This is a genomic window from Luteimonas sp. A649 (assembly GCF_054072735.1).
Genome location: NZ_JBSVRQ010000002.1, coordinates 110,143 through 121,814, shown reverse-complemented (window position 1 = coordinate 121,814; position 11,672 = coordinate 110,143). Strand labels below are relative to the sequence as shown.

14 protein-coding genes are annotated in these 11,672 nt (G+C 71.1%); 10 read left to right on the top strand and 4 right to left on the bottom strand.

Annotation, left to right across the window (positions count from 1 at the left end):
* Nucleotides 1-9: 9 nt before the first annotated feature.
* Nucleotides 10-813 (top strand): M48 family metallopeptidase, encoded by an 804-nt coding sequence (locus tag ACW5E8_RS10035; protein WP_456965391.1) that lies wholly within the window; start codon nucleotides 10-12, stop codon nucleotides 811-813.
* 47 nt (nucleotides 814-860) lie between these two features.
* Nucleotides 861-1,367: a hypothetical protein gene (locus ACW5E8_RS10030; protein ID WP_456965390.1), complete on the top strand. Its 507-nt coding sequence runs from the start codon at nucleotides 861-863 to the stop codon at nucleotides 1,365-1,367.
* Between the two features lie 16 nt (nucleotides 1,368-1,383).
* On the opposite strand, the gene ACW5E8_RS10025 is transcribed toward ACW5E8_RS10030, so the two are convergent.
* Together ACW5E8_RS10025 and hemH are read right to left on the bottom strand one after the other, a co-directional pair.
* Nucleotides 1,384-2,226, bottom strand: a complete 843-nt coding sequence (locus ACW5E8_RS10025) for an alpha/beta fold hydrolase (protein WP_456965730.1) — start codon at nucleotides 2,224-2,226, stop codon at nucleotides 1,384-1,386.
* 59 nt (nucleotides 2,227-2,285) lie between these two features.
* The gene (gene hemH, locus ACW5E8_RS10020; protein ID WP_456965389.1) at nucleotides 2,286-3,251 is read right to left on the bottom strand and encodes a ferrochelatase; all 966 of its coding nucleotides are present in this window, start codon (nucleotides 3,249-3,251) and stop codon (nucleotides 2,286-2,288) included.
* Nucleotides 3,252-3,430: 179 nt separating this feature from the next.
* Between hemH and ACW5E8_RS10015 the strand changes: the two genes are divergently transcribed.
* The 5 genes from ACW5E8_RS10015 to ACW5E8_RS09995 all read left to right on the top strand — a co-directional run bounded on the left by ACW5E8_RS10015 (nucleotide 3,431) and on the right by ACW5E8_RS09995 (nucleotide 6,539).
* A complete protein-coding gene (locus ACW5E8_RS10015; protein WP_456965388.1) occupies nucleotides 3,431-4,363 on the top strand; it encodes a lipid-binding SYLF domain-containing protein in 933 nt (310 codons plus the stop codon).
* A gap of 79 nt (nucleotides 4,364-4,442) precedes the next feature.
* Nucleotides 4,443-4,664, top strand: coding sequence for a Sec-independent protein translocase subunit TatA (tatA, locus tag ACW5E8_RS10010; protein WP_456965387.1), 222 nt, complete (start codon nucleotides 4,443-4,445; stop codon nucleotides 4,662-4,664).
* A 24-nt stretch (nucleotides 4,665-4,688) separates the two neighbouring features.
* Nucleotides 4,689-5,084: a Sec-independent protein translocase protein TatB gene (gene tatB, locus ACW5E8_RS10005; protein WP_456965386.1), complete on the top strand. Its 396-nt coding sequence runs from the start codon at nucleotides 4,689-4,691 to the stop codon at nucleotides 5,082-5,084.
* Nucleotides 5,071-5,823 carry a twin-arginine translocase subunit TatC gene (gene tatC, locus ACW5E8_RS10000; protein ID WP_456965385.1) on the top strand — a complete coding sequence of 251 codons (753 nt, stop codon included), beginning with the start codon at nucleotides 5,071-5,073 and terminating at the stop codon, nucleotides 5,821-5,823. Before tatB ends, tatC begins: the two co-directional genes overlap by 14 nt.
* Nucleotides 5,823-6,539: an RDD family protein gene (locus ACW5E8_RS09995; protein ID WP_456965384.1), complete on the top strand. Its 717-nt coding sequence runs from the start codon at nucleotides 5,823-5,825 to the stop codon at nucleotides 6,537-6,539. Before tatC ends, ACW5E8_RS09995 begins: the two co-directional genes overlap by 1 nt.
* Before the next feature lie 10 nt (nucleotides 6,540-6,549).
* Here the strand turns inward: ACW5E8_RS09995 and ACW5E8_RS09990 are convergent, their stop codons facing one another.
* Both ACW5E8_RS09990 and ACW5E8_RS09985 read right to left on the bottom strand, forming a co-directional pair.
* Entirely contained in the window at nucleotides 6,550-7,446 is an 897-nt protein-coding gene (locus ACW5E8_RS09990) for a hypothetical protein (protein ID WP_456965383.1), read from the bottom strand.
* An 81-nt stretch (nucleotides 7,447-7,527) separates the two neighbouring features.
* Nucleotides 7,528-8,256, bottom strand: coding sequence for a glutamine amidotransferase (locus tag ACW5E8_RS09985; protein ID WP_456965382.1), 729 nt, complete (start codon nucleotides 8,254-8,256; stop codon nucleotides 7,528-7,530).
* A 108-nt stretch (nucleotides 8,257-8,364) separates the two neighbouring features.
* Here ACW5E8_RS09985 and glyQ point away from each other — a divergent pair, with 108 nt between their 5' ends.
* The 3 genes from glyQ to glyS are packed head-to-tail and all read left to right on the top strand — an operon-like array spanning nucleotide 8,365 to nucleotide 11,637.
* Nucleotides 8,365-9,276, top strand: a complete 912-nt coding sequence (gene glyQ / locus ACW5E8_RS09980) for a glycine--tRNA ligase subunit alpha (protein ID WP_456965381.1) — start codon at nucleotides 8,365-8,367, stop codon at nucleotides 9,274-9,276.
* A 16-nt stretch (nucleotides 9,277-9,292) separates the two neighbouring features.
* The gene (locus tag ACW5E8_RS09975; protein ID WP_456965380.1) at nucleotides 9,293-9,532 is read left to right on the top strand and encodes a hypothetical protein; all 240 of its coding nucleotides are present in this window, start codon (nucleotides 9,293-9,295) and stop codon (nucleotides 9,530-9,532) included.
* Complete coding sequence (glyS, locus tag ACW5E8_RS09970) at nucleotides 9,529-11,637, top strand: glycine--tRNA ligase subunit beta (protein WP_456965379.1); 2,109 nt, start codon at nucleotides 9,529-9,531, stop codon at nucleotides 11,635-11,637. Before ACW5E8_RS09975 ends, glyS begins: the two co-directional genes overlap by 4 nt.
* Nucleotides 11,638-11,672 lie beyond the last annotated feature (35 nt).

The window sequence follows — 11,672 nt, the reverse complement described above, 5'->3', positions numbered from 1 at the left end:
AATCAGCACATGTCGTCCCTGCTCCGCCTGCTGCTCACGAAGTCCGATGCATCGGGCACCCGCAACATCCAGCGCGACACCGTCGCGCTTGCGATGGACGACGGCAGCCATGTCGAAGTGATGCGCGTGCGCGATCCACGCGCGCGTCGCCTGCGGCTGTCGGTCGACGAACGCGGCGCGCGCCTGACCCTGCCGCCGCGCGCGAGCGCGATCTCCGGTGAACGCTTCCTCGAACAGCACCGTGACTGGGTGCTTGCGCAGCTGCGCGCGCACGCCATCGACGACCTGGTCGCACCACTCGCGCGCGACACCACGACCGCGCTGCCGCTGCGCGGGGTGATGGTGCCGCTGCGCTGGGAAGCCGGGCGCTACGCCTGCGTCGTCCGTGACGGCGACGGCCTGGTGTTCCGGCATACCGGCCGCGGCGGCGACGCCGCCCTGCGTCGCGCGCTTCGCGATTTCTACGAAGGCGAGGCCCGCGCCGACATCGGCACCTGGCTGCCACGCTACCTGCCCGGCCTGCCGCGCGCACCGGTGCGCGTGCGCTTGAAGGCGATGTCATCGCAGTGGGGTTCACTGGCGCCCGACAGCACCGTGGCGCTCGACCTGGCACTGGTGCTGGGCCGGCCTTCGGCCTTCGAGTACGTGCTGGTGCACGAGCTCTGCCACCTGGTGCATGCCGACCACTCGCCCGCGTTCTGGGCCGAAGTGGATGCGCGCTGTCCGGACTGGCGCGTCGAACGCGATTACTTCCGCGACCACGGTCGGCGCTTGAAGGCGATGCTGAGGCTCCTGTCCGGTCCGGCGGCCTGAGAGCGTTCTACGGGTAAGGCATCTGTCGGCGAAGTCCCAGGAGATCCATGCGCCATTTTCTCTTACCCCTGCTCATGGTCGGGCTCGTGGTGACCGGCAGCGGCTGCCAGCGCGCCGCCGACGCCGCAGCCGAGGCCGCCATCGAACGCGCCAACGGCCAACAGGTGGAGGTGGACCGCGATGGCAACCGCATGCGCATCCACACCTCGGAAGGCGAGATGAGCATCGCCACCGGCGCCGGCATCGCGCTGCCGGCGGATTTCCCCGGCGACCTGTTCCTGCCGGCCAGCTATGGCGTGAGCAGCGTGATGGACATCGGCGGCGCGCGCCTGCTGAGCCTCGAGTCCGACGGCACGGTGGCGTCCATGTTCGACGACGCACGCGCTGCCATGGCCCGCGGCGGCTGGACCCAGACCCTGGCGATGCAGCAGGCCGACAGCGCCATGCTCGGCTTCAGCCAGGGCGAGCGCGAAGCGACCTACACCTTTACCCGCCACGGCGACGCGCAGCTCATGGTCGGCATCCAGCTGCGCGAGCGGTCCACGCAGCAGTAACCGGCGCGCGCACGCTTCAGCCGGCCAGGAATCCGCCGATCGCAGCGGCGACTTCGCGGGGTTGCTCCATGTGCAGGTGGTGGCCGCCCGCCAACACGACCAGTTCGCCCGCAGGCAGCAGTGCCGCGCGCGCGCGCCGTAGCGGATCGGGCAGGTAGGGCTGCGCCGGATCGGCGAACAGCACCTTCGTCGGGCAGGTGATGCCGGCCACCAGGTTCTCGACTTGGGCTTCGGTCATCCGCACCAGCGTCGGCAGGGTCAGGCGCGGGTCGCTGCTCCAGCTCCAGCCACCCTCCACCGCCACCGTTCCCCGCTCCACCAGCAGCCGCGCGGCCGGCTCACCAAGGCCGTTGGCCTTCATCCGTGCGCGCACGGCGGGCGCGATGTCGTCGAACACGCGAAGACGCTTGCCTGGCAGGACCCGCGCTGCGGCAACCGCGTCGCGCAGCCGGTCGACGGTACGTCCGGGCTCCTCGGCCAGCGCGCCCAGGGCCTCGATCGCGACCAGGCGTTCGACGCGCTCCGGGCAGGCCGCAGCCACCAGGCTGGCGATGCCCGCACCCATGGAGTGGCCGAGCAGCGTGAAGCGCTCCCAGCCCAGGGCGTCGGCGATGTCGAGCACGGTGTGCACCGCGCCCGCGAAGGAATAGTCCATGCCGCGCGGCAGGTGGTCGCTGGCACCATGCCCGGGCAGGTCGGGCGCGACCAGGTCCAGGCCCGGGAGATATGGCGCCAGCGGGACGAAGCTCGCGGCGTTGTCGAGCCAGCCATGCAGCGCCAGCACGCGCGGAGCGCCGGCATCGCCCGTGCGCAGGCCGCGCACGGTGCCCATCGGCAGGAGGAGTTCGAAGTCGTGCATCGGCGAGCCGTGTATGGGTGTGCTGTGCATGGGCGTGCCTTGCATCGCAACCTCGCGCTTCAGCGCCAGGCCGCGAATTCCCGCGCCGCGATCCCGGCGATCGCGCGCGCATGCGCCGGATCGTCGTTGAGGCAGGGGATGTACGACAGTGCCTCGCCACCCGCCTCGCGGAAGAACTCCGCGTTCTGCATCGCGATCTCCTCCAGCGTTTCCAGGCAGTCGGCGGCGAAGCCGGGGCAGGCGACGTCGATGCGCTTGACGCCTTCGGCGGGCAGCGCGCGGACGGTGGCGTCGGTGGCCGGCAACAGCCACTTGCCGCCGCCGAAGCGCGACTGGAACGTCGCCTGCCAGGCGCCGTCAGGCAGGTCGAGCGCTGCGGCGATCGCCCGCGCGCCGGCGAGACACTGGCGCTCATAGGGATCGCCCTGGTCGACCAGGCGCTGCGGGATGCCGTGGAAGGAGAACAGCAGCCGGTCGCCGCGGCCATGGCGCTCCCAGTGTGCGCGGATCGAGCCGGCGACCGCCTGCACCCAGTCCGGGTCGACGTGGTAATCCTCGACCATCCGTGCCTCGGGCAGTTCGCGCCCGATCACGTCGCTGACCGATGCGGTGGTGGTGGTGGAGTACTGCGGATACAGCGGCAGCACCAGCACGCGCGCGCCTTCGCTGCGCAGTTCGCACAGGCGGCGCGTGAGCGCGGGCTCGCCGTAGCGCATCACGTGTTCCACGTGCACGCCGGGCATCCGTTCCTGCACCGCGGCCGCCAGCCTGCGGGTATGCACTTCCAGCGGCGAACCGCCGTCCATCCAGACCTCGGCGTAGTTGTGCGAAACCCTGCGCGAACGCAGCGGCAGCACCACCAGGCGCAGCAGCGGCAGCCAGAAGATGCGCGGCAGCTGGACCACGCGGGGATCGGACAGGAACTCGGCCAGGTAGCGCGACACCGCCGCTGCGGTCGGGGCCGAAGGCGTGCCGAGGTTGGCCAGGAGGAGGACGTCGCGGGCGCGTTGCGTGGAGTCGGTCATGTCGTTGCTGGCGTGTTGGCGGGCAGACGGCGGCCGTCCAGTGTACGGTCGGTACGTGCACGGGCACGCGAGGCTCACCGTCGATTCATCGCTTCGCGCATAGCCTGAGCCCCCACGCGCGGTCGACAGCACCCGCCCCGCGTCGCATCCTTCCCAAGCATTCCGTCCCGGAGTACCCCATGTCCGCCAAGCGCCATCCGCTCCGCCTGCCCGTCCTCGCCTCCGCGCTGTGCCTGGCGCTGGTCGCCGCCCCCGCCCTGGCCGGCCCCCAGGAAGACGCGCGCGCGATCAACGCGGTGCGCGTGCTCGCCGAGATCCAGGAGATCCCCGAGTCGGCGATTCCCGAGAAGCTCTTCGACGAGGGCCGCGCGATCGTGGTCGTACCCGACACCATCAAGGCCGGCCTGATCATCGGCGGCCGCCGCGGCCACGGCCTGATGTCGGTGAAGAATCCGGATGGCACCTGGTCCAACCCGGTCTTCATCAAGCTCACCGGCGGCAGCATCGGCTTCCAGGCCGGCGTGCAGTCGGCCGACGTGGTGCTGGTATTCCGCAGCGAGCGCGGCCTGGAGTCGATCGTCAACGGCAAGTTCACGCTCGGCGCCGACGCCTCCGTGGCCGCCGGGCCGCTGGGCCGCAACGCCTCCACCGCCACCGATGGCGAACTGAAGGCCGAGATCTGGTCGTGGTCGCGGGCGCGCGGGCTGTTCGCCGGCGTCGCGCTCGACGGCGCGGTGCTGTCGATCGACGACGACGCCAACGAGGCCGTCTATGGCCGCGACACCACGCCGCGGATGATCTTCGAAGGCCGCGCGCAGGGGCAGCCGTCGACCGCCGTGGTGGACTTCCGCGACACCATCGAAGAGGCCACCGCGCTGGCGCGCGCGAACCGCGGCACCGGCGCGTCGGCACCGGCCGTCGCCGCCGCGACGGGTACCGGTACGGGCGCCCCGGACGCGACGCCGTCCCCCCTGGTCGAGACCGCGCCGATCGGCACCGCCCCGGCCACGCAGGCGCCAAGCGGCTTCCAGCCGGTCGACGAATCACCGGTGACGTCCGAGCCGCTTCCCGCCGACGACCTCCCGGCGCCGCTCCCGGACCCGATCGACTGAGGCCAGGCCTCCACGCCCGCGGCTATGGCCTCGGGCGACTTGGTATCCTGAGCCCCCGAACACTTGCAGGACTCGCGGCATGGGCAGTTTCAGCATCTGGCATTGGATCATCGTCCTGGTGGTCGTGCTGCTGATCTTCGGCACCAAGCGCCTCCGCGGCGCGGGCCGCGACCTCGGCGAGGCGGTGAAGGGCTTCAAGAAGGGCATGGCCGACGAGGACGAGCCGGCCGGCCAGCTCGGCGACCAGACCCGCGAAGGCGAGCGCAAGGCCGAGCGCGACGACGACTCCGTGCAGCGCTGATCGCGGCGCGGCGGGCGTCCAGCCATGTTTGATCTCGGCTTCGGCGAGCTGCTGATGATCGCGCTCGTGGCGCTGGTGGTGCTCGGTCCCGAGCGCCTGCCGAAGGCCGCGCGCTTCGCGGGGCTGTGGGTGCGCCGCGCACGCGCGCAGTGGTATTCGGTGAAGTCCGAACTCGAGCGCGAGCTCGCCGCCGACGAACTCAAGCGCAACCTCGACGCCGCGCGCACCGCGACCACGGATTTCGAACGCGAGGTGCGCACCGCGGTCACCGACCTCGACAGCGAGGTGCGCGAGAAGGGCGAGGCCGCCCGCGCTGAATTGAAGGCACTGCGTGACGAACTGGCCACCGGCGCCGCCCCGGACGACGACGCCACCGGCGACAAGCCACCTTTGCCCGGAGACGACGATGGCCGGCGCTGAGGGCGAGGGCCACATCTTCGACCATCTGCTGGAGCTGCGCAGCCGCATCCTGCGCGGGCTGGTGGGCTTCGCCGTGGTGCTGGCGGCGATGCTGCCCTTCGCCAACAAGATGTATTCCCTGCTGTCGCAGCCGCTGGTCGACAAGCTGCCCGAGGGCGCGCACCTGATCGCGGTCGAAGTCGCCTCGCCGTTCTTCGCCCCGCTGAAGCTCGCCTTCTTCGCCGCGATGGTGGTGAGCATGCCCTGGCTGCTGTACCAGGCCTGGGCCTTCGTGGCGCCGGGCCTGTACCGGCGCGAAAAGCGCCTCGCGGTGCCGCTGCTGGCGAGTTCACTAGTGCTGTTCTACACCGGCTGCGCCTTCGCCTTTTTCGTGGTGCTGCCTTCGGTCTTCAGTTTCCTCACCATGGTCACGCCCGAAGGCGTGGCGATGATGACCGACATCAACGCCTACCTCGACTTCGTGCTGGTGATCTTCCTCGCCTTCGGCATCAGCTTCGAGCTGCCGGTCGCGCTGGTGATCCTGGTGCTGCTGGGCTGGGTGACGCCGGCGCAGTTGCGCGAGGCGCGCGGCTACGCGATCGTCGGCATCTTCATCCTGGCGGCGATCATCACGCCCCCGGACGTGATCTCGCAGCTGATGCTGGCGATCCCGATGGTCCTGCTGTACGAAGCCGGCATCCTCGCCTCGCGCATGCTGGGTCCGCGCGAGGCCGCCGCCGGCGACCGCGGCACCGACTGATGCGCCCCGCCGGCTTCTGGCGACGCAGCGCGGCCTGGTCCATCGACGCGGCGCTGGTCGCACTGCCGGTGCTGGCGCTGTCCGCGGGCCGCCTGCGGGTCGCCACGACAACCCTGCTCGACGCGTGGAGCGCGCTGGTCGACGCCGTGGCGCAGCGCATGGCGACGGCCATCATCGCCACCGATGTCGCGTCCGCGCCCCACTTCGGTGCGCTGTTCGGCATGGTCCAGGGATCAATGCGCGACCCCGCCCTGCTGGCCGCGGCCGCGGAGCTGCAGTCGGCGATCCTGGCCCTGGCCGGTCCGCCGCTGGGTGCATTCATCGCGCTGTTCCTCGCCTGGTGCGTCGGCTTCGAGCGTTCACCGCTGCGGGCCACGCCCGGCAAGCGCGCGCTCGGCCTCCGCGTGGCCACGGCGAACGGCGGCGACCCCGGTACCGGCGCGGTGCTGCTGCGCTTCGTGTCCGGTGCGCTGTCCTGGCTGAGCCTCAATGTCGGCCACATGCTGGCTGCCGTCCCGCCCGGCCATGCCGCCCTGCACGACCGGCTCAGCCGCACCCGCGTGGTGCTGGGGCCGGGTGTGACGGAGCGGATGCCGCGATGGGCCGCGGCCTGGCTGGTGCTGTTGGGCGTGTTGCTGCTGCTCGCCACCGCCTGGGGCTCGGCGGCGATGGCGTTCGCGCTGCAGAGCGCACTGGACCGCGCGCTCTGGGGCTGAAGATCACGCCTCAGGCGATGACGTGTCGATCATCCGCACCGCGATCGCCGTCGTCCCCGCACACATCGCGCCAGATCGAGTACATCACGCCACAGCTCACCACGATCATTGCCACGACCAGCAGCAGGTAGACCGGTACGCCGATCACGATGCCCAGCACCAGTCCGATGCCGTCGCCAAGCGCGGAGAACAGCAGCACCATCACGCCCAGCACCAGCACCACGACCACCATGGCGGCCATGGCGATCAGGAGCAGCAGCGCCAGTGGCAGTGCATTGCGCAGCGCACCGGCGACGCCGTCGGCCAGCGCCGCGCCCGCGGCCTTGCCGCGAAGCGCGACTTGGCCCAGTCCGATCGCCTGCGCGGCATAGACCAGCACGCCCACCACCATCGTCACCGCGAAGGCGCGGCCGAAACCGGGCGGCACCGCCGCCTGCGCGGTCGGGTCCGGGGCCGTGGCCATGTTGTCGAGGTACCAGCGCCCGGCCTCGGGTGCGACCAGCGCCACCGCGCCACCGATCAGCGCGTACTGCAGCAGCGCCAGCGCCAGCAGGATCACGATCGCGCGCAGCCACGCGTCCTTGTCGGCGAAACCGTGGAAGATCTGCGTCGCCGTCGTGGGGCGACCGTGCTCCACTGCGTCGATCACGCGCAGGTAGCCCACCAGCAGGGCGCCCATCAGCACCAGCAGCGGCAGCGACACCAGCATGCTCAGCACCACCTGGGCGGACCCACCCTCGGGCGCGACCAGGCCAAGCGCGAGGCTCATCACCACCGCGACCACGAACACGACCACCGCGAGCAGCGCCGCGCCGCCGAAGATCGCCTTCGGATTGCCTGCACCGAGGTTCACCGCGTTCTTGAACCAGCGCCAGCCCGAAGCCGGGCCCATCGTGCGAGTCGTCATCCAGTCATGTCCGGGTAGTGGTGTCAGTCGGTGGCCAGGCCACGCGGCGCCATCGTAACTGATGCGCCCCGCCGCACCGTTTCAGGCGTGGCGGCGCGCGCGGCGCACGAAGCGGCGCAGCACCCGGCGCGCGTCCGGCGCGGCGCGCACCGCGGCGTGGATGGCCACGGGATCCTGGCCGTGGATCGCCAGGCGCTCCGCACGCCCCACGATGTAGCCGCGCATGTGGTCGGCGCTGAACTCCGGATGGAACTGCACGCCCCAGGCCGCGTCGCCCCAGCGGAAGGCGTGGCAGTCGTCCATGGCCGAGCTGGCCAGCGCGACGGCACCATCGGGCGAACGCAGCACGCTTTGCACATGGGTGGCCTGGGCCTGGAAGCGCTCGGGCAGCCCCGAGAACAGCGGATCCTCCGCGGCGTGCGCGGAGAGGTCGAGGGCGACGGTGCCCATCTCGAGCCCGCGCGGATTGTCGCCGACTTCGCCGCCCAGCGCGTGCGCCAGCAGCTGGTGGCCATAGCAGATGCCGAACACCGCGGCGCCCCCGTGGACGGTGTCGCGCAGCCAGTCGGCGCTGCGCTCGCTCCAGGGCTCGCGGTCGCTGACCATCGCGCCCGAGCCCGTGACGAGCACGCCCGCATAGCCGCGGTGCGACGGCAGTGCCTCGCCCGTCTGCACGTCGACCACCTCGACCTCGCCGCGCGACAGTCCCGCGGCGGTGCGGATCCAGTGCGGGAAGCGCCCGTGGCGACGCATCGAAGGAATGGGACGGCCGGTCTCCACGACCAGGAAAGGGCGCGCGTTTCGACTCATGCAGGACACCGGAAAGTCACCGCCCACGCGCGGGTTGCGCGGAGGGGGCCGGTATACTAGCGCGTCCCCTTTCAACGCGCCGCTGCTCCCTGGCGGGCCGGAACACGCATGACCGCACCGACCTTCCAGCAGCTCATCCAACGGCTCAACGACTTCTGGGCCGCGCAGGGCTGCGTGCTGATCCAGCCGCTCGACCTCGAGGTCGGCGCAGGCACCTTCCATCCCGCGACCTTCCTGCGCTCGATCGGGCCGGAGCCGTGGAATGCGGCCTATGTGCAGCCCTGTCGCCGCCCGACCGATGGCCGCTACGGCGAGAACCCCAACCGCCTGCAGCGCTACTACCAGTACCAGGTGGTGATGAAGCCATCGCCCGACAACATCGTCGAGCTGTATTTCGATTCGCTGAAAAGCCTGGGCGTGGACCCGCTGGTGCACGACCTGCGCCTGGTCGAGGACAACTGGGAATCGCCGACGCTCGGTGCCTGGGGCCTGGGCTGGGAGGTCTGGCTCAACGGCATGGAGGTGACCCAGTTCACCTGGTTCCAGCAGGCCGGCGGCATCGAGTGCCGCCCGGTGCTGGGCGAGATCACCTACGGTCTCGAGCGGCTGTGCATGTACCTGCAAAACGTCGACGACGTCTTCGACCTGGTGTGGACCCACGGCCCCGACGGCACGCCGGTGACCTACCGCGACGTCTACCACCAGAACGAGGTCGAGCAGAGCACGTACAACTTCGAGCATGCCGACGTGGCGGAGCTGTTCCACCGCTTCGATGCCTGCGAGGCCGAGGCGATGAAGCTCGTCGAACTCGACCTGCCGCTGCCGGCCTACGAGCAGGTGATGAAGGCCAGCCACAGCTTCAACATGCTCGACGCGCGGCGCGCCATCAGCGTCACCGAGCGCCAGCGCTACATCCTGCGCGTGCGCAAGCTGTCGCAGGCGGTGGCCGAGGCCTACCGCGCACAGCGGGAGAAGCTCGGCTTCCCCGGACTCAAATCCGTCCCGCACAAGGCCGCCTGACAGGGAGTCACAGCGCATGATCGAAATCTTCTCCGCAGTATTCGCATTCGGCTGGTCCGCACCGGTGGCATTCGGGTTCTTCGCCGCGTACTGGGCGCAGCAGACGGGGCGCAATCCCTGGCTGTGGCTGCTGTTCGGCATGCTGCTGATGCCGCTGGCCGGCATCGTCCTGCTGATGCTCAACGGCGACCGCAAGCCCGCCAGTCCGGGCAACGACCTGGGCCACCTCATCGCGGTCAACAAGGACCTGCCGTGACCGATACCGCACCGCTCCTGATCGAACTCGGCACCGACGAGCTTCCCGTCGCCGCCCTGCCCGGCCTGGCACGCGCGTTCCTCGATGGCGTTCGCGACGCACTCACCAGCCGCGGCATCGGCTTCGCCGAGGGCGCACGGCCGCTCTATGGCCCACGCCGGCTCGCCGTGCTGCTGGATGGCGTGGCCACCGTCCAGCCCGACCGCGCGTCCGAGGTCCTGGGCCCCTACGTCAACATCGCCCTGGACGCCGACGGCCAGCCGACGCGCGCGCTGCAGGGCTTCGCCCAGAAGGCGGGCGTGGATTGGAGCGCGCTGGAGCGCACCACCGACCAGAAGGGCGAGCGCTTCGTGCACCGCTCGGTGACGCCCGGCGCCGCCACCCGCGACCTGCTGCCCGCGGTGCTGGAGGACGCCATCGCGGCGATCCCGATTCCCAAGGCGATGCGCTGGGGCGCGCACGCGCACGCCTTCGCGCGACCGGTGCACTGGCTGGTCGTACTGCTGGGCGATGCGGTCGTGCCGGCCACCGCGTTCGGCATCGCGTCCGACCGCATGAGCCGCGGCCACCGCTTCATGCACGACAAGCCGGTGTGGATCGGCAATCCCCGCGACTACGTCGACGCGCTGCGCGCGGCGAAGGTGCTGGTGGATCCCGAGGAGCGCCGCGACGCCATCGTCTCCGGCGTGCAGGCCGCCGCCACGGCCGTGGGCGGTGTCGCGCGCATGGACCCCGGCAACCTCGCGGAGGTCGAGTGCCTGGTGGAATGGCCCTCGGCCGTCGCCTGTTCGTTCGAGGCCGAGTTCCTCGCCGTGCCGCAGGAAGCGCTGGTGGCGACGATGGAGGCCAACCAGAAGTTCTTCCCGGTGCTCGACGCCGAAGGCCGCCTGACCGAGCACTTCATCGGCGTGGCCAATATCGCGTCGCGCGACGAGGCCGAGGTGCGCAAGGGCTACGAGCGCGTGATCCGCCCGCGCTTCGCCGACGCCAAGTTCTTCTTCGTGGAAGACATGAAGCAGGGCCTGTCGGCGATGAACGAAGGCCTGGCCGGCGTGACCTTCCAGGCGAAGCTGGGCAGCGTGGCCGACAAGACCGCGCGCGTGGCCGGGCTGGCCGCCACGCTGGCGCCCGCCGCCGGCGTCGATGCGGCGCTGGCGCGCCAGGCGGCGCTGCTGTCCAAGGCCGACCTGCAATCGCGCATGGTCAACGAATTCCCCGAACTGCAAGGCATCGCCGGCCGCTACTACGCCGCGCAGGATCCCGCCCTGGCCGATCTCGCGCACGACGACCGCCTGGCCTTGGCGGCGGCGCTGGACGAAGCCTGGCAACCGCGCGGTGCCGGCGATGCCATCGCGCCCTCACCGCTGGGCCGGGTGCTGGCGATCGCGGAGCGCATCGACACCCTGGCGGGCGGATTCGCCGCCGGACTCAAGCCCACCGGCAACAAGGATCCCTTCGCGCTGCGTCGCGCCGCGCTGGGCCTGGCGCGCACGGTCATCGAAGGCGGGCTCGAGCTCGACCTGCCGGCGACGCTGGCCGCCGCCATCGCCGCCCTCCCGGACGCCGCGCGCCCCCCGGACGCCGCCACGCTCGCCGCCGACCTTTACGACTTCATCCTCGACCGCCTGCGCGGCTACTACGCTGACCGCGGCGTGCCGACGCAGCACTTCAGCGCCGTCGCCGCGCTGCGTCCGGCGTCGCTGGCCGATTTCGACCAGCGCATCGCGGCCATCGCCAGCTTCGCGAAACTGCCCGAAGCCGAGGCCCTGGCCGCCGCCGACAAGCGCATCCGCAACATCCTGCGCAAGGCCGAAGGCGCGGTGGCGGACACCGTCGACGCCTCCCTGCTCGACGAACCCGCCGAACAGGCGCTGTCGGCAGCGATGGAAGCGGCCTGGGCCGAAGCCGGCCCCGCGCTCGAGGGTGGCGACTATGTATCCGCACTGGCACGCCTGGCGCGCCTTCGGCCCGAGGTCGACGCCTTCTTCGACGCGGTGATGGTGAATGCCGAGGATCCGGCGCTGCGCGACAACCGCTTGGCATTGCTGCAGCGGCTGGCGCGTCGCCTGGGTGCCGTCGCGGAGCTCGGGCAGCTGTCGGCCTGAAACCTCCGCCCCCCTCGCATCGCAGAACCTTCCCC